Source organism: Virgibacillus sp. W0430 (genome assembly GCF_051846935.1).
Lineage (GTDB): Bacteria > Bacillota > Bacilli > Bacillales > Amphibacillaceae > JBPYCR01.
The window spans coordinates 39,416-61,777 of the sequence record NZ_JBPYCS010000001.1; the positions used below are offsets into that span (position 1 = coordinate 39,416).

The 22,362-nt window shown below is 38.9% G+C and carries 21 protein-coding genes and 1 riboswitch; of the genes, 15 read left to right on the forward strand and 6 right to left on the reverse strand.

The genetic code is table 11. The features are described from left to right. Window positions 1-11: 11 nt before the first annotated feature. Complete coding sequence (locus ACLIBH_RS00190) at window positions 12-1,385, forward strand: sensor histidine kinase (RefSeq protein WP_439314657.1); 1,374 nt, start codon at window positions 12-14, stop codon at window positions 1,383-1,385. 30 nt (window positions 1,386-1,415) lie between these two features. On the opposite strand, the gene ACLIBH_RS00195 is transcribed toward ACLIBH_RS00190, so the two are convergent. After that, window positions 1,416-2,312, reverse strand: coding sequence for a TetR/AcrR family transcriptional regulator (locus ACLIBH_RS00195; protein WP_439314658.1), 897 nt, complete (start codon window positions 2,310-2,312; stop codon window positions 1,416-1,418). A gap of 159 nt (window positions 2,313-2,471) precedes the next feature. Here ACLIBH_RS00195 and ACLIBH_RS00200 point away from each other — a divergent pair, with 159 nt between their 5' ends. After that, the gene (locus ACLIBH_RS00200; protein WP_439314659.1) at window positions 2,472-3,944 is read left to right on the forward strand and encodes a DHA2 family efflux MFS transporter permease subunit; all 1,473 of its coding nucleotides are present in this window, start codon (window positions 2,472-2,474) and stop codon (window positions 3,942-3,944) included. 21 nt (window positions 3,945-3,965) lie between these two features. On the opposite strand, the gene ACLIBH_RS00205 is transcribed toward ACLIBH_RS00200, so the two are convergent. Continuing rightward, window positions 3,966-4,547: a TIGR00730 family Rossman fold protein gene (locus tag ACLIBH_RS00205; protein WP_439314660.1), complete on the reverse strand. Its 582-nt coding sequence runs from the start codon at window positions 4,545-4,547 to the stop codon at window positions 3,966-3,968. Window positions 4,548-4,803: 256 nt separating this feature from the next. Then, window positions 4,804-5,019 (reverse strand): CDGSH iron-sulfur domain-containing protein, encoded by a 216-nt coding sequence (locus ACLIBH_RS00210; protein ID WP_439314661.1) that lies wholly within the window; start codon window positions 5,017-5,019, stop codon window positions 4,804-4,806. Window positions 5,020-5,165: 146 nt separating this feature from the next. Between ACLIBH_RS00210 and ACLIBH_RS00215 the strand changes: the two genes are divergently transcribed. The 6 genes from ACLIBH_RS00215 (at window position 5,166) to ACLIBH_RS00240 (ending at window position 9,946) form a co-directional block, all read left to right on the forward strand. After that, on the forward strand, window positions 5,166-5,456 hold the full coding sequence (locus ACLIBH_RS00215; RefSeq protein ID WP_439314662.1) for a hypothetical protein: 291 nt from the start codon (window positions 5,166-5,168) through the stop codon (window positions 5,454-5,456). 56 nt (window positions 5,457-5,512) lie between these two features. Continuing rightward, window positions 5,513-6,112 (forward strand): lysophospholipid acyltransferase family protein, encoded by a 600-nt coding sequence (locus ACLIBH_RS00220; RefSeq protein ID WP_439314663.1) that lies wholly within the window; start codon window positions 5,513-5,515, stop codon window positions 6,110-6,112. A 341-nt stretch (window positions 6,113-6,453) separates the two neighbouring features. Beyond that, window positions 6,454-7,398 (forward strand): metal ABC transporter solute-binding protein, Zn/Mn family, encoded by a 945-nt coding sequence (locus tag ACLIBH_RS00225; protein WP_439314664.1) that lies wholly within the window; start codon window positions 6,454-6,456, stop codon window positions 7,396-7,398. Window position 7,399: 1 nt separating this feature from the next. Next, window positions 7,400-8,164 (forward strand): metal ABC transporter ATP-binding protein, encoded by a 765-nt coding sequence (locus ACLIBH_RS00230; protein WP_439314665.1) that lies wholly within the window; start codon window positions 7,400-7,402, stop codon window positions 8,162-8,164. Continuing rightward, window positions 8,139-9,071, forward strand: a complete 933-nt coding sequence (locus ACLIBH_RS00235; protein WP_439314666.1) for a metal ABC transporter permease — start codon at window positions 8,139-8,141, stop codon at window positions 9,069-9,071. The genes ACLIBH_RS00230 and ACLIBH_RS00235 overlap by 26 nt, the downstream gene beginning before the upstream one ends. After that, entirely contained in the window at window positions 9,068-9,946 is an 879-nt protein-coding gene (locus tag ACLIBH_RS00240; RefSeq protein WP_439314667.1) for a metal ABC transporter permease, read from the forward strand. The genes ACLIBH_RS00235 and ACLIBH_RS00240 overlap by 4 nt, the downstream gene beginning before the upstream one ends. 518 nt (window positions 9,947-10,464) lie before the next feature. Here ACLIBH_RS00240 and ACLIBH_RS00245 read toward each other — a convergent pair. Continuing rightward, window positions 10,465-11,253, reverse strand: coding sequence for a DUF3891 family protein (locus ACLIBH_RS00245; RefSeq protein WP_439314668.1), 789 nt, complete (start codon window positions 11,251-11,253; stop codon window positions 10,465-10,467). Window positions 11,254-11,994: 741 nt separating this feature from the next. On the opposite strand from ACLIBH_RS00245, the gene ACLIBH_RS00250 reads away from it, so the two are divergent. After that, on the forward strand, window positions 11,995-12,960 hold the full coding sequence (locus tag ACLIBH_RS00250; protein ID WP_439314669.1) for a calcium/sodium antiporter: 966 nt from the start codon (window positions 11,995-11,997) through the stop codon (window positions 12,958-12,960). A gap of 90 nt (window positions 12,961-13,050) precedes the next feature. Here the strand turns inward: ACLIBH_RS00250 and ACLIBH_RS00255 are convergent, their stop codons facing one another. After that, complete coding sequence (locus ACLIBH_RS00255) at window positions 13,051-15,279, reverse strand: MMPL family transporter (protein ID WP_439314670.1); 2,229 nt, start codon at window positions 15,277-15,279, stop codon at window positions 13,051-13,053. 237 nt (window positions 15,280-15,516) lie between these two features. Here ACLIBH_RS00255 and ACLIBH_RS00260 point away from each other — a divergent pair, with 237 nt between their 5' ends. The 6 genes from ACLIBH_RS00260 (at window position 15,517) to ACLIBH_RS00285 (ending at window position 20,967) form a co-directional block, all read left to right on the forward strand. Next, window positions 15,517-16,572, forward strand: a complete 1,056-nt coding sequence (locus tag ACLIBH_RS00260; RefSeq protein ID WP_439314671.1) for an ABC transporter substrate-binding protein — start codon at window positions 15,517-15,519, stop codon at window positions 16,570-16,572. A gap of 5 nt (window positions 16,573-16,577) precedes the next feature. Then, the gene (locus ACLIBH_RS00265; RefSeq protein ID WP_439314672.1) at window positions 16,578-17,348 is read left to right on the forward strand and encodes an ABC transporter ATP-binding protein; all 771 of its coding nucleotides are present in this window, start codon (window positions 16,578-16,580) and stop codon (window positions 17,346-17,348) included. 5 nt (window positions 17,349-17,353) lie between these two features. Beyond that, on the forward strand, window positions 17,354-18,145 hold the full coding sequence (locus ACLIBH_RS00270; RefSeq protein ID WP_439314673.1) for an ABC transporter permease: 792 nt from the start codon (window positions 17,354-17,356) through the stop codon (window positions 18,143-18,145). A 314-nt stretch (window positions 18,146-18,459) separates the two neighbouring features. Further along, the gene (locus tag ACLIBH_RS00275) at window positions 18,460-19,431 is read left to right on the forward strand and encodes an ABC transporter ATP-binding protein (protein ID WP_439314837.1); all 972 of its coding nucleotides are present in this window, start codon (window positions 18,460-18,462) and stop codon (window positions 19,429-19,431) included. Further along, window positions 19,424-20,062, forward strand: coding sequence for an ABC transporter permease (locus tag ACLIBH_RS00280; RefSeq protein ID WP_439314674.1), 639 nt, complete (start codon window positions 19,424-19,426; stop codon window positions 20,060-20,062). Before ACLIBH_RS00275 ends, ACLIBH_RS00280 begins: the two co-directional genes overlap by 8 nt. Window positions 20,063-20,076: 14 nt before the next feature. Beyond that, window positions 20,077-20,967: a glycine betaine ABC transporter substrate-binding protein gene (locus ACLIBH_RS00285; RefSeq protein WP_439314675.1), complete on the forward strand. Its 891-nt coding sequence runs from the start codon at window positions 20,077-20,079 to the stop codon at window positions 20,965-20,967. 399 nt (window positions 20,968-21,366) lie between these two features. Here ACLIBH_RS00285 and ACLIBH_RS00290 read toward each other — a convergent pair whose 3' ends face one another. Continuing rightward, window positions 21,367-21,858, reverse strand: coding sequence for a QueT transporter family protein (locus ACLIBH_RS00290; RefSeq protein WP_439314676.1), 492 nt, complete (start codon window positions 21,856-21,858; stop codon window positions 21,367-21,369). A 10-nt stretch (window positions 21,859-21,868) separates the two neighbouring features. Continuing rightward, a riboswitch (PreQ1 riboswitch) is annotated at window positions 21,869-21,913 on the reverse strand. Window positions 21,914-22,362: the final 449 nt, after the last annotated feature.

The following is a 22,362-nucleotide window of genomic DNA, read 5'->3' on the forward strand; positions in this document are numbered from 1 at the left end:
AGGAAGTTCAATTGCGCACATTATATGTACGGGTTTTTATTACGACAATGGGGATTATGATTGCGAGTGCGTTAATGGCTTTTATCGCTGCTAATATGTATTATCAACAAGCGGTCAAGCCAAAGAACGATCAAAAAGTAACTGAAATTGCTCAAAGTATTGCGCAGGTTATGGAGGAAAGTGGCCGTGATAAATTCGCATCTTATTTGCATGCGATGACAGATCTTGGCTACCAATTTTATCTTGTTCATGAGGATGGTGATCATCAAACGTTTGGTAAACCGTTTCGTACGTATGATTTGAAGGATGCCCAAATTGATACCGTGCTTAGTGGTAATGTGTACCATGGAATTGCAACGTTTCCTTGGCAGTTATTCGTCACGGGATTTTTTGATAATGAGTTAAAAAATACGGTCGGCGTTCCTGTGAAAGTTGAAGGAGAAGCATATGCGTTGTTTGTACGACCGAATACGTTGCAGCAGTTTGGCGAGATGCGGGAGTTTTTAACTGTGTTGCTTTTACTCTTGCTGTTTTTCAGCTTTTTGTTCGTTCTATGGAGTACCAGATATATTGTAACTCCGATACGTAAGCTCACAAAAGCAACACGCAAAATAGCGGCTGGTAATTACCATATTAAGTTAACAACCAAACGTAGAGATGAAATTGGTAGATTGGCAAATGATTTTTCTCGTATGAGCAATAGCTTGAGTCGGATGGAAGAAAAGAGACAGGAGTTTGTTTCCAATGTTTCTCATGAAATTCAGTCTCCATTAACATCGATACAAGGCTTTTCTCAAGCGTTACAAGAGGAAGGGTTATCGGATGCGGAGCGGCAACGGTACAGTAAGATTATCGAAAAGGAAAGCAGAAGATTATCCTTGTTAAGTAGGCAGTTATTAACATTGTCTTTTTTGGAACGTGTTGAAGCGCAAGCAAAAACTACGTTTGATTTGTCAGACCAATTAAAAGAGGTTGTTGCTACAACGGAATGGCAGCAAAGAGACAAGGAAATAGCAATAATAGTGGATACCCCTTCAGCAATCATTCAAGCAGATAAAAAACTACTTTATCAAGTATGGCTGAATTTGATAACAAATGCGATTCATTATACGCCAAAAGGAGGCAATATTACAATTCGGTTGGAAGTGTTAAGCGGTACCGTTAATGTTTTCATTGAAGATACGGGTGTAGGAATCGATGCTGCAGACATGCCGTATATTTTTGATCGTTTTTATAAAGTCGATAGATCTCGAAAACGAACGGAAGCAAGTGCAGGATTAGGACTAGCGATTACGAAAAAGATTATTGAACTACACGCCGGAACGATTGAAGTAACGAGTGAAAAAGGGAAAGGATCAACCTTTATCGTGTCTCTCCCAAAATAAAAGCGATATTGATGAACTGCTATGGATAACTTAATAAAGACAATGCAGTTCATCGTCAAGTTTTCCCCCAATATAAGTACTAATTAACTGCGCAATTTCATTTGCAAGTAAAACATAAGGCGTATTTTTAAAGGTTGATTCAAACGATTGAACGATTGGTTTAATTAAAAAATAGCGAGGATGTTGCTCGTTAAATTCTTCTTTTAAAAAGGAAATAAGAGACTTTATTTCTTGTTCTTCTTCACAAATGGCCGTATGCAATGCTTCGATTTTGCTAACAATGTCGTGTTTTGTTATTCTTTGTTGTTTATTCGTTCGTTCGTTCACAAATCTGCAAATAAAGGCATCCTTTGAATCGATTTTATCCGCCATTAAACGGTCCGTTCTGCGGACTGTGTAATAAATTAATGCCTCAATGTTAATATCTCCTTTACAGTTCGCATTCCAATAGTGATTCATATGCTGGATAATACCGAGCATAATGATGGCACAATCGATCGTGTATGGTGCAGCTCTTTCTCCGTATATGTCGAGGAGTCGTTGTGCAATCCAATCTAATTCCTCCAAGTGCTTTTCTTGAATGAATTTCTTTAATGTGCGGTCATTGGAATGTAAGGCGGCTTCAAAAATAGGGATAATGTTGTGCTTTGTGTTTAATTCCAATCGTATCATTATTTGCTTAGCAAATATCTCCTTGTTTGAAGCTGTGCCTTCCAGTTGCAATGCCCGCCTGTGCAAGATCAATTCTTCGTTTACATATTCCATGATTGCTATTAAAAAAGCGCTTTTAGAGGAAAAATAATTATAAAATGTCCCTTTCGATATGTTTGCTTCGGTAATAATGTCTTGGATCGATATAGCAGCAAATCCTTCCTTTGAAAAAAGGGATAAAGCCGTTTCAATTACTTGCCGTTTCTTTTTGTCCATACAACCACCTTTTGAACTGTTGGTATAAAATATACTAGCTTATAAACATGGATAAATCAATGAGAATATGCATATAGATGTGTAAGGTTGCTTTTATTGTACCCTGAGTATAAAATGTGTTAATGGAAGAAAAACAAGAATAGGAGCGATTGTGACACAATGGATATAAAAAAAATGCATGAAAACCCCCCATATGGCATGATTGCCATCCTATTTATTGGGGCATTCGCCTCCCTATTAAATAATACGTTGTTAAATATTGCACTGCCAACGATTATGGTAGAATTTCAAGTTAAGCCTTCGATCGTACAATGGATTACGACAGGTTATATGCTTGTAAATGGAATATTAATTCCGGCAAGTGCTTTTTTCATTCAAAAGTATACGAATCGGAGAATATATATACTTGCTATGGGTTTCTTTGCGCTTGGCACTGCCTTCGCGATTGTAGCACCGACTTTTAGCATACTTGTTATTGCGCGTATGTTACAAGCGTGTGGATCAGCGATGATGATGCCGTTATTAATGAATGTTATGTTAACTGCATTTCCTGTTGAGAGGCGTGGGGCTGCTATGGGAATATTTGGCCTTGTTATGTTTACAGCGCCTGCAATTGGTCCGACACTTTCTGGTTGGGTCGTTGAACATCATTCATGGCGCATGTTATTTGTAATTGTATTGCCTTTTGCTTTGTTTACGTTAGTTTATGCCTTTTTTAAATTGAAAAATATAACTCCGAACAAAGACGTAAAGCTCGATGTTATTTCAGTTATCTTGTCCAGCGTTGGTTTTGGCGGCTTGCTGTTTGGATTCAGTGCTGCAGGAGATGATGGCTGGGGTGCTCCACACGTATATGGCACGATTGGAATAGGAGCAATTGCGCTCTTAACATTTGTAGGTAGACAGATGAAGATGGAGGAGCCCTTTCTTGATTTTAGAATTTATAAATATCCGATGTTTGCTTTATCTTCAGCGATATCGATAACGTTGTCGATTGCGATGTTTTCTGGGATGATTTTAACGCCATTGTATGTTCAAACTGTGCGGGAAATATCCCCTTTTCATTCCGGATTGCTTATGCTTCCAGGTGCAATACTAATGGGATTAATGTCGCCTATTACCGGTCGTTTGTTTGATAAATATGGAGCACGCGTTATGGCGATCATTGGTCTAATTATTTCGATTGTTACGACGTACTTATTAAGCAGATTGTCGATGAACGACGGATACTACTATATTATGATGATTTATACGGCTCGAATGTTTGGAATGGCACTCGTTATGATGCCAGTAATGACAAATGGGTTAAATCAATTGCCAATGGAGGCTAACCCACATGGAACGGCAATGAATAATACGTTGCAGCAAGTATCCGGGGCGATTGGTACAGCGTTGCTTTTAACTGTTATGACGAAACGAATGGAAACAGCGGGAGCGACGTTTGTAAAAGAAGCTGCCGAGGCTGGGCAGGTAGTGACACCAGAGCTGCAAAAGCAGCTTATGGATATGGCGATGCTGGAAGGCATAAATCTGGCGTTCTTTGTCGCGACATTATCGGCTATTGTGGCGTTAGTACTTGCCCTATTTATAAAGAAGGTAACCCCGCCCGCAACAATTATATCTTCACAATAACGATTTTAAACGAAGAGTGAGTTAAATTTGCTCTTCGTTTATATACGTTTTAATATCCGGTGCTTTGTAAGAATAGAATTGATCGATTAACTGATCGGCCTTCTCTTCAACCAATGCAAGATGCCGGTGTTTTTTCTGTAGAAATTTTTCCCTTAGCATTTGGTCAAAAAAAGCGATTAATGGGTTGAAAAAATGATTAATATTAAGTAGGCCAATTGGTTTTTGGTGCACACCTAGCTGGGCCCACGTAAAGATTTCAGCAAACTCCTCCAGTGTACCAGCACCACCAGGTAACGCAATAAAACCATCGGCAAGGTCAGCCATTTTTGCTTTTCGAGTATGCATAGAGTCAACGATATGTAATTCAGTTAGATTTGAATTTGAGATTTCTCTTTCTTCGAGCATTTTAGGAATTACACCAATCGCTTTACCGCCTTCTTCAAGAACTGTGTCTGCTACCGTACCCATTAATCCTACGCTTGCCCCACCATAAACGAGGGTAATATCCCGCTTTGCAAGCTCTTTCCCTAGTGCAATAGCCCCTTCCTTGTAAAGTGGAGAAGCGCCAATGCTTGAACCGCAAAAAACAGTAATATGTTTCATTGTATGCCTCCTTTTTATAAATCGTACGCTAGTAATAAGTATAGCGTAAGTAGGTGTAAGGGAAAAATGTGCGTTTAATTTTTTTCTTGTATGTACACGCTCCGGAAATATACTTTGTTTTCTACGTGCAAAGGGCCGCACGAGTAATTGTATATTTCCGGGCCTAAACAATAATATCTTACCCATATTTGAGTTGAATGCTTTTAATTATGCCCTAACCCTTTGCAAGTGGATCCCATCATAGTCGAAAATGGGGTTATACTTCCACCATTACATCCTTTGCTCGTGGGGCGCTTTTGAACTCAATCTCTTCATGTGTTCCATCACAGTAAGGCTTATCGTCAGAGTAGCCGCACCGACATAAGGATACGGTGCGTTCGCTTTTGAAAGCATTTCCTTCTGCATCTACCATATCAAACGATCCAGAAACTTGGTATGGACCGTTGTCCTTTACTTTAATTTTTGCATCCATTCGAGATCACCTCCTGTAAGTAGTTTAGCCACGTGACGTGTAAGCATGTGTTACAATATTTGGAGGGCATTTTACGTTTACTTATCGACATCTTTTTATATAGAGCTATATGATAAAATAATATTGGAGGGGGTTAACTAATATATATGAATACAGATGCAGAAAGAGGACTTATGGCTGTGGGTAGTTTGTTAGCGCTAATCGGTTTTATAGCATTGTTTTTTAGTGCAAGCTTTGGAACGTCACTTGCAGAGCAGTGGTTAATTAGTCAAGGTGGCATGTCGGATTCAAGCATATATGAATCAAGGATTAGCACATATATGTACTCTTTTTTAGTTGGTGGAGGTATCCTTTTTGCGATTGGCGTTTCATCTATAATTATTGGGTATTATAAGCTGTTACAAATAAAAGCAAACGTAAGCGATCGTACCAGGTAATAGGATGTTGTGGTAGAATACATATAGTATTTAATTAAGTAGCAGAAGGTGATTGAATGTACTATTTTGCAGGTTATTTATTAAAAGGCTTTTTAAGTTTATTTGGCAGAATAAAAATGTACCAAAAGGAAAACATCCCTTCCTCTGGTGGGTATGTAATCGCATGTACTCATACAGGGTGGGTCGATATATTGTGGTTAGGCGTGTCGTTATTACCAATAAAAATTCATTATATGGCGAAAAAGGAATTGTTCGAAAATCGGTTGTTAAGATGGTTGATGAATAGCCTCCATGCTTTTCCGGTTGATCGGGAAAATCCGGGTCCAAGCACGATAAAAATTCCGCGAAAATTATTGAAGGAAGGGGAAGTCGTCGGTATATTTCCTAGTGGAACGAGAACAAGTGAAGAGGTTCCTTTAAAGAGGGGTGCCGTTACAATTGCTAGTACTGCGAAAGTGCCGCTTATTCCTGTTGCATATGTCGGTCCGAATAATTTTAGTGAATTATTTAAGCGTATTAAGCCAAAAATTATTTATGGGGAACCAATTTATGCTGCAAATGAATTGCCGAAAAAAGAACGGTTGGAAAAGATGGCCGCTGACTTAAATGAAGCACTAGAAACCTTACAGCATCAGTTGAAAAAATCGAACGGATAACTATGAAAGAAAAATCTTTGCTGTGTTAAATATGAATAAAACATAGGATAAAAAACTCATTTTGTTTAAAATACAGATGAGTTTTTTATTTTGCTCTTTATTTAAGGAATGATCGTTGTATTTAAAAAGTAGGTTGGATTCGAGTAGCCCTTTGTGGGGTACGATAATAAAATAAGTTACACTAAAATTTGCCGACGGATGCATAAATACAAATGAATGTAGGCAATTAGATTAAAGTTTAAAAAAAAGGAAAAAAGTTATTGACATTTTGTTAATGACCAAGTAAGTTTATAATATAAAATAAGTTTACCTAGGGAAAAATGGAAGGGGAAAGCCAACAAATGAAGAGGTTTTGGAAATCAGTCGGAGTTTTATTCATTTTTAGCACGTTATTGGTTTTAGCTGCATGTAATAAATCAGAGGAAACATCAGAGGGTTCTGGTGATGATAAAATAAGTATAATTACAACGATTTCTCAGATTGGTGAGCCATTGTCGGTTATAGGCGGAGATCGTGTTGAAGTAAATAGTTTAATGGGCCCGTCTGTTGATCCACACTTGTACAATGCAACACATGGAGATATTGAAAAAATAGACAAAGCCGATATTGCGTTTTACAACGGATTATATTTGGAAGCAAATATGGTTGATATTTTTAATGAAATGGAGAAGTCAAAGCCTGTGCTTGCTATTGGGGAAACGATTGCGGAAGAGGATCTTTTGGAAGACGAGGAAGGTGCAATTGATCCGCATATTTGGTTTGATATCGATTTATGGCAACAGGCGCTGGACGCAGCTGTTGAAGAATTAAAAGCGTATGCACCAAGTGACGCAGCATATTTTGAGGAAAATAAACAAGCGTACTTTTCTGAGATGGAGCAATTAAAAGCAGATGCAGAAAAACTTGCAAATATTCCTGAGGAGCAAAGGGTTCTCGTTACTGCACACGATGCGTTTGGATATTTTGGAAGGATGCATGATATAGAAGTAGTAGGCTTGCAAGGGTTAAGCACCGAAGCAGAAATAGGAGTTTCTGACATTCAGGAAACAATTAATATTATAAAGGAATATAAAGTACCAGCTGTATTTATGGAAAGCAGTATTAATGAAAAATCAATAAATGCTGTCCTTGAAGGCGCGAAAAACGAAGGAATTAATTTAGCGCTTGGTGGTGAGCTATACTCCGATGCAATGGGGGAAGCTGGTACAGCTGAAGGAACGTATTTGGGTATGTATCGTCATAATGTAGATACTATCTTTAAGGCATTAAGTGGAAGCGGGGAGTAAAATGAATGAAACGGTTTTAACTGTTAAAGACTTAGCTGCAGCTTATCGGAAAAATACCGTGCTGCACGATATAAACTTTGAGGTGCAGGCTGGATCGCTAACGGGCATAGTCGGGCCGAACGGTGCAGGGAAGTCTACGCTAATTAAAACGATTTTAAATCTTCATCCGACATTATCCGGGACTGTTTCTTTTTACGGGAAAAGCTTTAAAAAGGCGAAGAAACGAATCGGCTACGTTCCACAAAGAGGTTCCGTTGATTGGGATTTTCCTACGAACGCATTGGATGTTGTTTTAATGGGATTGTATGGACAAATCGGATGGCTGAAATGGCCAACTGCTTCCCATAAAAAGAAAGCTTACGAATCGTTAGAGAAAATGGGGATGGCTGATTATGCGTTTCGACAAATTAGCCAGCTCTCTGGTGGACAACAGCAGCGTGTTTTCTTAGCCCGGGCGCTTGTACAAAATGCGGACTTGTATTTTATGGATGAACCATTAGTTGGTGTTGATGCTGCAACAGAACAAGCGATTATGGATATTTTGAAGGAGCTAAAGAACCTTGGAAAAACGGTAATGGTCGTTCATCATGACTTGCAATCTGTTGAAGATTACTTTGATCACGTACTCCTTATAAATAAAACGATTATTAAGCATGGGGAAACAGAAAAAGTGTTCACAAAAGATAATGTTTCCGCAACGTATGGTGGAAACATGCGCTGGATGAAAGGGGAGAGCAGCGATGTGGTCCATTCTATCCAGCAGTAACTTGCAATGGGTGCTATTAAGCACGATGATCTTAGGGATAGCTGCTGGACTTGTCGGCTGTTTGGCATATTGGAAGCGGCAAAGTCTTATGAGCGATGCACTCGCACATGCTGCTCTACCAGGTGTGTTGGTTTCCTTTGCCCTTTTAGGCGAAAAAAATTACTTTGTTATTTTGATAGGTGCATCTGTTAGTGCTTTGATCGGTGCTCTATTTATTCAATGGATACGTTCCTCCACACGCATTACGGAGGATACGGCGATGGGCATGGTATTATCCGTTTTCTTTGGGTTTGGCATAATGCTGCTGACAATTGTAAGTCGATCCGCTTCAGGAAATCAAAGCGGGCTCGATCGGTTTATTTTAGGCCAAGCGGCAGCCATGGTAAAATCGGATGTTTTTATGATGCTTTTTTTAAGTTTAATTGTTATTTTAATCACAATTATTGCATTTAAGGAATGGAAAATATTTTTGTTTGATCCGCAATTTGCTAAAGGATTAGGCTTATCTCTGAAAGGGCTTGACGGATTATATACTGCTTTACTCGTATTGACGATTGTAATTGGCATACAAGCGGTTGGAGTTATTTTAATTGCTGCCTTAATTATTATTCCGGCGGTAAGTGCTCGTTATTGGACACATTCATTTAAAACAATGCTTTTTTTATCGGCCTTTTTTGGCGGAGGCTCTGGAGCGATTGGGACAGGAATAAGCGCGCTAGGAAGTGGCTGGCCAACCGGTCCTTTTATCGTTCTAGTTGCAGCTGTAGTGTTCTTTGTTTCGCTTGTTTTTGGAAAGGAAAAAGGAATTTTAATCCAGTATATCCAGCAAAAGCTTCATGAAAAGGAATATGCGAAGGAACTAGTGAAGTCCCCTATGAACCAAGGGATTAAGGGGGAAAACAGATGACGTATACAGCTTGGATTTTATTGACTGCATCATTAGTTGGTTTATCCTGTGGAATAATTGGTGTTTTTTTAATATTACGTAAAATGGCGATGATGGCTGATGCAATTAGTCATACCGTTTTATTAGGAATTGTGCTCGCTTATATTATTACGCGTGAATTGAGTGGTACGCATATGCTTGTTGGAGCTATTTTAGCCGGGCTTGTGACAGCGCTTCTTGTGCAATGGTTGCATACGCAAGGGGTGCAGCAGGATGCTTCCATTGGTGTGGTTTTTACGACATTATTTGCTATCGGTGTCATATTAATTGCAACTTCAGTAGGAAATGCACACCTAGATGTACAGCATACGCTAATGGGTGAAATTACTTTTGTTCCATGGGATAAAATAACGTTGCCTATCGTTGGTGACGTACCTAAAGCAACTGCTTTACTAGCGCTTGTATTGTGTATCGTGTTGTTTTTCATTATTGTGTTTTATAAAGAGTGGAAAATTACTTCGTTCGATCCGGCATTGGCGGCAAGCTTAGGGATTCCCGTCGTTCTTATGCACTACCTTTTCATGAGTCTAGTTTCGATTACAACAGTAGCCTCCTTTGATGCAGTAGGCGCAATTATGGTCGTGGCAATGTTGATTACACCAGCAGCTGCTGCTTATTTATGGACAGATAAGCTGATTCATATGCTACTTATTAGTGGTACAATTGGTGTATTGTCTGCAGTTGGCGGTTATTATATCGCTGCATGGATTGATACGTCGATTTCCGGATCGATGGCGTTTGCTACGGGTATTGCGTTCATAATTAGCTTTATTTTCTCACCTAAGCACGGGATTATTTCTAAATATATTCGCCCTGCTCAAATTATAAAAGGGTAACATAATCAGACGGCTATTGAGGACATTCAATAGCCGTCTTTTTGGTTCTTTGTCAAACGACGTTGGTGATGTATTTTAAGTCGAGAAATACGTACTAATGAAATAGAACTAAACATGAAAGCTTGCATTCGGATGTCGCTGACTTGCATTACAGCCGACAGACTTTCCGCGGGCACGGACTCAGTTTTTGTAGCTCCTTTATCTGACTTGCTACAGGGATCTTCGGACGCGTGCTATTTCCGCAGGAGTCCGTCGACTTCCGTTTCCAGTCAGCTTAAAGAGGGCTAATAGCCTTATTACACAAACTTCAGTTCTGTTTAACTTGCAACGGATAAATGAAGCAATTAACTTCCTTCACATTTCCCTATCAAAAAATGTGATTTTTCTTCACCAACGTCATATATTGTACGACCGTTTTTTTAAAAGAGTACAGCTCTGTATAATGCCTTGTCGTACTCGAAGTATGCTCTTTTTGTAGTGCACTTTAACGGAACGGATGGCTTATTTGACGGTTTCCCTTATGAATTAATGGAAATTGGCGTTAGAACAACGGTCTTGTTTTCGTATGGAGCTTGATTATATGCTTTTAACAGACCAATATCGGCAATTGTACGTTTAGCGATCCTTTTTAATGGGAAGGTAAGGTGAACGTTATGTTCAAAGGGAAATGGATCCATTTCGATTGTCTTTTTATCTTGCCAATGTAAATGTACTTTCATGCTTCCCGTTTCGCTTAATTGGAGTGTAGAAGCTATTGGGATACCTTCCTTGAAAAACGGGTGTTCATCGTCTTTGTTTGATCCAGGATCGTTTAAACAAATGTATAAGGATAAATTATCGCATAATTTAAGAAAATCCAAATGAGTAGAGAGCAGATTGTTGTCAATCGTACTATGTTGATGGATTAGTTGGTGTTGTCGTTTTTCTTCTCGAACAACAAACTGCTGAGCGTCATGTCCTGCTGCTCGTTGCATGAATTGGGTATAATGCTTACTACATAGGAGTGCTGCATATAAATCCTCCTGTTCCACTTCATTAATGCCATTTGTATAAAGAACGGCTTTCACAGATAGTGGGAGGTCGATAAACGTAAACGGTCTTTTTTTTCGGTCGTTCCAAAAAGGGGCTTTGTCAAATGCTTGCCAGCCGCGGTCATGATTTCCGATTGCATACATAACGGACGCCTTTGGTTGATTTTTCGTATAGCGGGGAATTTCCTTCCATTTTTCTGCTATATCTTTTGCTAGGTGTGCATGATTGTGTTGTTCAATCATAATGAAGGAGTCGACGGAATCTCTAATGATCACTGTAAAAACCATCCTTTTATTTTAATCTTGGCCGTGCTTCTATTCTAAACACTTTGAATATGCTTTGTTAATAATCGTACCATGATGTAATAGGTTCTGTATGAATAAAATGGTGGTGGGAGAACAGTATGAGTAAAATGTTTGTGGGGAACACATGCACGAATCTAACTAGATAATATGTGATCAATTTTCTTCGAACGATATACACATGAATAACACCGTTGATTTTCACTGCAGGTGGATGCTTTCCGCGGGCACGGCTTCAGCCTCCTCGGAATAAAACCACTTCCTGCGGGGTCTTCAGACGCTTGCTATTCCCGCAGGAGTCACCACCTTCCGTTACAATCAACTGGGAGTGGTTACATCATCTATGGATAATTTAGTCGTGTTCCATGAAAAAAAGGACCCTCTTTTGTATAGTTAAGTTACGACAACACAACTAACAAAATGGCACAATTCCTAGGGGAATTAGATCAATACATCGCTGATAATAGGGATAAGCAACGCTTTGAATTGAGGGATAAAAGGAAACTATCTACTGCGGTCGGTAGAAATCAATACTAAAATTAACGAATACAAAGAGAGGTTTTTTAACTTCTTAAAATAACACCCACAAATACTTGACTCAATCCGCTTTTTTATCCCGTTTGAATAAGTTATTCTTTTGTATGATAATACGAGTACTAGGGTATAGATAAAAAAGAACACAACGTCTAAAAGAACGAGTAGAGGTAAAAGAAGATGACTTATGTATTTCTTATTATAGGCTTCGGTTTATTAATAAAAGGTGCGGACTTTTTTGTTGATGGTTCCTCAAATATAGCACGATTATTACGTGTTCCGCCCATGATTATCGGTCTTACGATTGTAGCGCTCGGAACAAGCTCTCCTGAGGCGACGGTTAGTATTATCGCTTCATTACAAGAGAACTCGGGTGTTTCCCTCGGTAATGTTGTCGGAAGTAATATATTTAATCTTACACTTGTAGTTGGGATCACTGCATTTATAAGTCCATTAAGCGTGGAGGATGAAACCGTCAGAAAGGAGATTCCTTTTACGTTATTAGCAAGCATGGCATTGTTTGTATTAATCGGTGATACGTTTTTACAAGGAACAGCGACGAATGTAATAACACGCAGTGATGGCCTGATCTTTTTGTTGTTTTTTATTGTTTTTATGTATTATGCGTTTGAGGTGGCAAGAAAAAGTAGAAATAATAAGACAGCTGATGATGAGAAGGCTGGCAATATATCGTGGGGCAAAAATCTTGTATTCACCATATTAGGGTTAGCAGGAATCATTTACGGTGGGCAACTAGTTGTTACGAACAGTACAGAGATTGCTTACAAGCTAGGAATGAGCGAAACATTAGTCGGTTTAACGGTTGTTGCGTTCGGTACATCCCTTCCTGAGCTCGTAACGTCGATAACGGCAGCAGTGAAAAAAGAAGCAGGAATAGCATTAGGGAATGTTGTTGGTAGCAATATATTTAACATATTATTTGTGTTAGGAACAGCTTCCATCGTCTCGCCAATGATGATTACAGATTCCGATGTATTTATTGATATTGTGATTATGATGGTCTTGACGGTATTTTTATTAATATTTTCACGAACGCAATACAAAGTGAAGAAAGCAGAAGGTGTCGTTCTCGTTTTATTTTACTTAGGTTATTTAACATATATAATTTTACGAAATTATATGTAATGCAATTTTGAAAAAGAAAAAAGGGGGCCTCTATCATTGATTAATGATAAGGGCCCTTTTAGTTTGAATATAAATTGTTCAGAAATGATATTATATCTCTTGCACGTGTTGTTGGCTCGCTTCTATGTTTTTGTTCCAACCAAAACGATGGAATAAAGTGAGAATGGATGGAAGTAAAAAGCCTCTAATGACAAAGGTATCAAGTAATATCCCTAGGGCCATCATAAATCCGAATAGGAACAGCTCTTGTAAAGGCTGGGTCATTAAAACAGAAAACGTTGCAGCAAGAATTAATCCTGCTGAAGATATAACGCCCCCGGTTACGGTGATCCCCTTTTGAATGGCTACGTCCCACGATTGTCCTTCTGCTACGAATTCCTTCATTCTCGAGACGAGCATAATATTATAGTCAATACCAAGCGCTACCATGAAAATAAACGCATAGACAGGTAAACGATAACTGATCGCTTCGTAACCAATAAAGTGTTCTACAACCCACCAGCTAAATCCTAGTGCAGACGCGTACGATAGAAGGATCGTTCCCATCATAATAATTGGTAGGGCAATTGACTTTGTTTGAAGGCCGAGTACAAGTGTTAGTAATACGGTCACTAGTGTGAATAAGATAATCATATCTCGCTTATTCAACTGTTTCACATCCAGCTGCTGTGCTGTTTGACCGGCGTAATGCAACTTATAATCCTGTGAAGACAGCTGCGCATTTGCTAATAGCTCATCTCCACTCTTTCGCAGCATGTTTATCGTATCCATTGCATCTTTTTCGTACGGGTGTTCATTTAGTACGAATTCCATTTTAATTGCCTTTTCGCTTTTTGAAAGAAATCCTTTTGGCAATTCAGCAATACCATTTTCGGTAAGCTGAGATAAGTCTGGTCGTACGGAAACGATATCTTCCTTAGCTTCAAGTGTTTCTTTTAATTGATTTACATTATTTATAAAATCTTTGTTTACTGTTATTTTTTTATTTGCTTCAAGAATTACTGTAACAGGCGCAAGCTGTCCAGCTGGATAGTTCTCCTCTAAAATCTCAAAGCCTTGGCGTGAAGAAATGTCTTCTGGAAAGGACTTTAGCAAATTAAAAGAGAATTGTATTGTTAAAATGTTCGCAGCTCCGATAAGTAAGATGACAAGTATACTACTTGCAACTATTGCAGGTCGCTTCCTTACCTGAGCGCTAACCCATTTCCAAAAGCGTCTTTTCGGTTGCTTGCTTTTATTTACGTTTGGAATAAATGGCCAAAATGCTTTTCGTCCTAATACTGCAAATAATGCTGGGATTAGTGTTAAACCAGCGATTAAAATAAATATAACCGCGATTGTAAATACAGGTGCAAAATAATGATAAGGGTTAAATAATGTAACAAATAGCGAGAGCATTGCTAATAGAACTGTACCACCACTAAAAAATATAGGCTCACATACGTGGTAAATCGCTTCACCCATAGAATCATATTTTGATAAATGTTTGGTTAGTTCCTCGCGATAACGAGAAAAAACGAATAAGCTATAATCGGTTAGTACAGCAAATAGTAGTACAAGCATAATAGATGTTGCTTGGCCTTCGATCGTAAACAAATTATATTTACCAGCAAGACCTAGCACACGATCGACAACACCATAAACGATACCGGCTATTAATAGCGGTGTAATAGCCAAAAGCGGTGAGCGATAAATAATAATTAAAATGATAAAGATTAGCAAAACGGTAGCAAGCATTAATATAAAATCAGCGTCTTTGAACAATGAGATCGTATCGGCTGCGATACCTGCTGGGCCTGTAATTTCGAAATCCATACCCGCTAAGTTATAAGCTTCTAATTGATTACGCAGCTTCTGTAATGTTTCATGTGCTTCATTTGACTCTAGATTTTTCTCAAGAGCAATGTTAAATAGTAATGTTGTATTCCCATCTGATAAGAGCTGTTTCTTTACATTCGGAGGGAATTGATGGAATGGAAGTGAGCTAGCTACTCCTTCTGGTTTCTCTTCAGAAACGAGCCACTCACTAAATGTTTGAATCATTTCTTCATCATCTTGAGTAATCCCTGTTTCACGATGAAATACGAGTAGTGCGGTTAAGCCTTCATCTGTTGGAAATTCCTCATCTAATAGTGCAGAAGCAGCCTCTGATGGCGTATTGGCACGGATGCTACCTTCTGTACCGTTAGTTTCATACTCTTTTGCAGAAGGTGCTAAGGCACTTAAAAGAATAACGGCCACAATCCAAGCGATGATTGTTACTTTTGCCCCTCTTTGACTACTTGTATATTTAACAATACTTCGTATCGGTTGAAGCATTTCCTTCACTCCTTTGACTGTTCATTGGTCATAGTATAGATTTTGAATATGAACAGAGAATGAACAAACGAATGCAGTTACTTTTTTGACGGATTGTGTAAATTGAAGCAGTCGGTTGTAAGGCGCTATTACTATTTTTTACTTATGGAGAAATTTGTCTAATTGTGCTATTCTATAAATCATATAAGTAATTATAGGTTGTTGTAATTTTTACAGAAATGTGAGGAGAAAACGGTGATGAAAAGAAATATACTTTTATTGGGAGCTTTGTTTATTTTGGCCATTAGTTTAATCGCTTGTAGTCAAAATGACGGAGATAAAAATACTACTGAAGAAAAAAATGCGAGCAGTGAAGGTACTGCTGTAGATATAGGAATGTTGAAGCTAACAAGTTCAGCACCACTATTTATAGCGATTGAAAAAGGATATTTTGAAGAAGCAGGCATTAATGTGAATGTGGAATGGTTTGAAGCAGCCCAGCCAATATCGGTTGCAACAGCCGGCGGAGATATTGATGTAGGTGCTACCGGAATTACTGCTAGCCTTTACAATATGGTAGCAGGCGGTGAAGAACTCGTTATTGTAGCGGATAAAGGTAGAGAACAGGAAGGCTATTCTTCTACTGCTTTACTCGTTCCGAACGATTCCGATGTAGAGCGCGTAGAGGATTTGAAAGGGAAAAGAATAGGGATTACGCAAACAGGCTCCACGTATCACTATATGACGGGACGATTATTAGAAGAAAATGGACTGTCAACAAGCGATGTTGATCTTGTTCCTTTGAACAGTATTCCTGGATTAATGGAGACGTTGGAGAGCAAGCAGGTAGATGCTGTCCTTTTAAATGAGCCGAATATTTCTAGAGTACTAGATGAAGGGTACGGAAAGGTAGTTGCACAAATTGGCGATACGTTCGACTACCAAATTTCCGGAATCTTTTTCTCGAAAACATTTGCAGGAGATGAGGATACCGCGAAAAAGTTCTTAAAGGCTTATGCAAAAGCCACACGTTATTATTACGATGCAGTATTAACGAAGGAAGACGGAGAGCTTGTTGCAGGGGAAAATTTTGACGAGGTTATTACGATTATTGCGGAATATACAGATCAAGACCCGGAAATTATTAAGCAAGGTCTACCATATATGGATCGTGACGGAAAATTACTAGCAGAAGATATTCAAACTCAAATCGATTGGTATGTAAAAGAAAATTTGCTTGAAAAGGAACTTGATGCAAGCGATATCGTAAATACGGATTTACTAGACGAGGCGTTGACAGAACTAGGGAAGTGAAATCGATGAAGATTGTTATAGATAATGTTGGCAAGAAGTTTACAGATACGAAAAAGAAAGAAGTAACCGCTCTAGAGAATATTAATTTTTCAATTGATAAAGAAGAATTTGTCGTGTTGGTAGGTCCAAGCGGTTGTGGAAAGTCGACCCTTTTAAACATCGTCGGAGGACTTATGTCCCCGACGGAAGGGTCTGTTTACTTTGAAGGGATGGACAACAAGCAACCGAATTTAGGTATTGTATTTCAAGAAATTGCATTGTTTCCTTGGCGTACCGTATTTAAAAACGTTGTGTATGGTTTAGAAGAAAAAGGATTAAGTAAGAAGGAACAGAAAGAACGTGGCCAGCATTACATTGATATGGTAGGCTTGACGGGGTTTGAAAATGCATATCCGAAGCAATTATCCGGTGGAATGAAGCAACGAGCAGGAATTGCTAGAGCACTTGCAATTGAACCAGATTTATTGTTAATGGACGAGCCGTTTTCTGCCCTTGATGCACAAACACGTACGTTAATGCAGGAAGAATTATTGACGATATGGAACCGGACGAAATTAAGTACACTATATGTTACACACAACATACAAGAAGCTGTTTATTTAGCAGATCGAGTTATCGTTCTTTCTCGTCACCCTGGGCAAATCAAAGACATTATTTCTATTGATTTGCCAAAAACAGGGAGAGGCGAGGAAAAGTATCGCATGCAATTTGAGCAATATGCGGATGCTATATGGCAATTAATTCGCCATGATGCGGCCGAAGCGTTAAAGGAGTAATGAAAATGAGCAAAAAGAAACAAGTGATAACGAATCGCGTCGCGTTTTTAGAAAAGAAAATACCTATTTATGCTTCTTTTATTGGAATAGTAGGCGTTCTGCTTATCTGGGAGCTTATTACACGCTTGAATATCGTATCACCATTATTTTTGCCTGCGCCTTCTGCGATTGTACTTACCGGCTGGGACATGATTATAGGCGGTGAAATCTATACAAATCTTACGGCAAGCTTATATCGAATTGTTGTAGGGTATGCAATTGGTGCGAGCTTTGGTATTGTGATCGGACTAATTCTTGGTTTTTCAAAATGGGCGGATGCTATTGGGACTCCGATTGTATACGCAATCTATCCGATTCCGAAAATTGCTCTTTTGCCTTTATTTATTTTGTGGCTCGGTATCGGAGAATTGTCAAAAGTAACGATTATTGCTCTAGGTGTCTTTTTCCCAGTTGTAATTAATACATTTTCAGGTGTGAAAAATGTTGATCAAATGCTTGTTAAGGCAGCTGTTACTTTTGGATCAAGTCCGTTTAATGTCATTCGCAAAGTAATTCTACCGGGCTCTTTGCCGATGATTTTTGCAGGGTTAAAGCTAGCTGCTGGTACATCGCTTTTATTGTTAGTCTCCGCGGAAATGATTGCAGCAGAGAGTGGTATTGGATCGATGGTTTTACATTATGGAAACTTAATGATTACAACAAAACTGATGGTCGGTGTACTCGTTTTGTCTTTGCTCGGTTTAACATTCAATCGAGGATTGCAATGGCTTGAACATAAGCTATTACCTTGGAAATAAAATATAGCATAAAAAAGATTAGCGCTTTATATATACTATAAGGCGCTAATCTTTTTTTAGTTAAGGATGGTGTGGACGTGACGGCTATAAAATGATGACAGGAAGCGTCCTAGCGTACAGATGTCTTTCTTCCCAAACGTAATGGGTGTAATTACTATGTATCCTATTGTTTAATTAAGCATGTGGGTTTCGTTCGTATAGTAAATGGGAACGGATAAATAGGGCGAAGACACCTACAGAAATACGAGTACGATTAGATGTTAAATTTTGCAACAAACGAGCACGTTATTTTAAACGAAAGGATGGGATGTATAATTATTTGTTTTGAAGAAGTGACAAAGCGTTATCCAGATGGGACGGTTGCATTAAATAATGTTTCCGTAACGATTCCTCCTCATAAATTAACAGCGATTATTGGACCATCTGGATGCGGAAAGACAACCTTGATGAAGATGATCAACCGGTTAGAAACACCATCCTCTGGTGAATTGTTTATTGATGAAGAGCCTATTTCGCAAAAGGATGCTGTAAAGCTTCGGCGTTCCATTGGGTATGTAATTCAGCGGATTGGACTTATTCCACATATGACGATTGCAGAAAATATTGCCCTTGTTCCCGATTTGTTAGGTTGGGAGCAACAGCAAATTGATTCGCGGGTGAATGAGCTTTTGCAATTGGTTAAATTGGATCCGGCTACATATAAAAATCGATATCCGTTAGAGCTTTCCGGTGGACAACAGCAACGTATCGGTGTAGCGCGTGCGTTGGCGAGTGACCCTAATATTATTTTGATGGATGAGCCGTTTTCAGCACTTGATCCGATTAGCAGAGAACAGCTGCAGAAAGAATTAAAAAGCCTCCAAGTTAAAATCCAAAAAACAATCGTATTTGTTACGCACGATATGGATGAAGCATTAGAAATTGCAGACTTAATAGTTGTTATGCGCAATGGCAAAATTGAGCAAGTATCCTCTCCAAATGAATTGCTCAGTCATCAAGAAAATGCGTTTGTTCGAAGCTTTATAGGCGTGGAAAGAATTGCTAGAAAGCAAACTTTCAAGAATAAGAGTTTGCAAGAATTACAAATGTTTTTTGAAACAGAATCAGAAGGCGAAGTTATACGAGCAGATGCATGCATGACTGTCGAAGAAGCGAACACCTTACTGATAAAGCATCCCGAATGTCACTTAGAGGTGATCGATAGCGAATCGGTTTACTATGTAAGTCATAAAACGCTTTTAGATGCAGCCTTAAAGCACCAAGAAGGAACGACGGCCTATGGATAAATTTATAGCTACGATCACGAGTAGATCAGATCTTATTATAAATGCATTTCTTCAACATATTTTTTTATCGTTTTTAGCGCTTGCAATTGGAATTGCTATCGCGTTGCCGGCTGGGATGATTGTTGCACGATATCGCCATTTTGCTGAGCCTGTTATAGGTATAACGGCGATTTTGCAGACGATCCCAAGTTTAGCTTTGTTTGGGTTTCTCGTCCCTTTAATCGGAATAGGCTCAAAAACAGCATTAATTGCTCTCGTTATTTATGCATTGCTGCCTATTGTTCGTAATACGTATACAGGGCTAATCAGTGTTGACCAATCGATTATTGAAGCAGGTCGAGGGATGGGTATGACAAACAATCAAATTTTAAAGAAAATTGAATTCCCAACCGCACTGCCACTAATTATGGCAGGGGTGCGTACGGCAACGGTTTTGACGGTTGGAATTGCTACTTTGGCAACATTTGTAGGTGGCGGTGGAATGGGAGATGTTATCTATCGAGGCTTGCAATCCTACAATAATTCATTAGTGCTTGCTGGCGCAGTGCCGGTTGCTTTATTAGCAATTTTATTTGATGTGCTATTGAAATGGATTGAAAAGAAAGTGACGCCAAGAGGATTGAATTTATAAAGGAGGATTAACCATTGAAGCGGTTAGTAGGTATAATTTTTGCATCGGTTCTACTGCTGTTAAGTGCATGTAGTGAAAAACAAGAAATCGTAATAAGTGGGAAGCCATGGACAGAGCAATTTATTTTACCGTATATTTTAGGAAAGTATATTGAAGATAAAACAAATTACGAGGTTACATATAAAGAAGGACTTGGGGAAGTTGCTATTTTAACTCCTGCAATTGAGAAGGGGGAAATTGACCTCTATGTAGAATATACCGGAACAGGGCTTAAAGACGTGTTGGAGGAGCAAACCGAGCCAGGTGAAAGTGCACAGCGTATATATGAACGGGTGAAAAAAGGATATGAAGAAAAATACGATGTTACTTGGCTAGAACCGTTAGGATTTGAAAACGGATATACGCTTGCTTATTGGAAGGAAAATGGGTATGAGGCTGCAACGTATTCAGAGCTGGCTGACATATCTAAAAAGGAAGCGATGGTTTTTGGAGCTCCGCATGCTTTTTATGAGCGGGTTGGAGAAGGGTTTGATGACTTGATTAAAGCGTATCCTTTTGAATTCTCGAAAACGAGTAGCCTCGATCCAAACATTATGTATGATGCAGTTAAAAATGGGGATGTGGATGTTATACCTGCCTTTACTACAGATAGCAGAATTCAATTGTTTAATTTAGCTACTACTGAGGACGACTTGCAGTTTTTCCCGAAATATGATGCGGTCCCGATCGTTCGTATGGAAGTGTTAGATCAATTCCCAGAGTTGAAAGATGTTATAAATGCCTTGGCTGGTAAAATATCAGAGGAAGAAATGCTGCAAATGAATGCACGTGTAGACGTAGATAATGAAAAACCGGAAGATGTCGCTCATGATTTCCTTGTCGACAATGGTTTAATTAAAGAATAAGATCGTTTCAATTAAACATGTTTTCCAATTAGCTTGTGGAAAATCAAGGATGGTCTCCGACAGTAGCGAAAGGAAGGTGCGAGACTCCAGTCGGAGGAATAGAGAAGGGGGAGACGCCACAGTGCGGATTAAATGCCACTGAAAAAGTCCTCAAACTTGATTATTAGCGGGAAGCCGTCGATTGCAGTGAACGGCGCACGCGTTCCGCCGGCATGGTCTCATCCGCTTCTCTCGCTACTTTGTCCACGGTCTTCGACTCATATATTGAGGCTGGAGTCGCACGTTCCACTACAATCAACTGGGAACCCCTATTTTCAAAAACGATTACGTCCAATTGCAGGTCAACGATTGGCGATCTTTTAACCGCACTTGAATGTTGTTTTGGTTGCTCGTTTTTAGTTAAACGAGTTGATTAAACTTTAACCGCTTATTTAAGGCATACACGATCGGAATTGCAATTGTCATGACAATAAACTCTCCTGCCGCAGTTGTTAACCAAATAAATAAAAACGATAAATCAATTTCGAGTACAAGCTTTAACATTAAGGCGATAATGTACATGTTGAAAGAAAATACAATTGTATTTATTCCCATTAAGGCTATTTTATTTGTAATAAAGCGTGCAGCAAAAATCGTTATTAATAAAGAAAAAATAGTATGAGAAAGACCAAAGAGTAAGTCATAAGCGACCATCGGTGAGAAGAAAAGATTGGCGAAAAATACGCCTAGCACAATTCCAAAGAAATACTTTTTGTCAAAGACGACGAGGTGATTAAACAGTTCGGATATCCGAAACTGAATATGGGTAAACCCAAATGGGGCGATTAACCATGTTACAACGACGTATAAAGCTCCTATTAATGCATTTACAACTAGTGTTCTTGAATTCATTATTATATTCTCTCCCTTAGTTTTTTTACGTTGGATGGTTTCGAACAACGGTAATCTTTCACAATTATTTAGTATAGTTGATTCGATATTTGTAGTCAAAGTATAAAAACTGGAAGATTGAGTCACGTATTTGTGGGTGTTATTTTAAGAAGTTAAAAAACCTCTCTTTGTATTCGTTAATTTTAGTATTGATTCCTACCGACCGCAGTAGATATACACTACGCTTTCCGTGGGCACGGCCTCAGCCTCCTCTAGAAAATCAACGGTGTTATTCATGTGTATATCGTTCGAAGTAAAATTGATCACATATTATCTAGTTAGATTCGTGCATCTGTTCCCCCACAAACAGTTTACTCATACAAACTGGAAGATTGAGTGGCACTGCGTTTACTGCCGTTGGCTTGTGCTCCGTTTTCTGTTGGCAAGCCTGAACTAACTTAGGACGTTTTTTCAAATTTCCTAAGTGGATATTTGGGTCTTGCTTTTCCACTAGAGTCTTTGTAC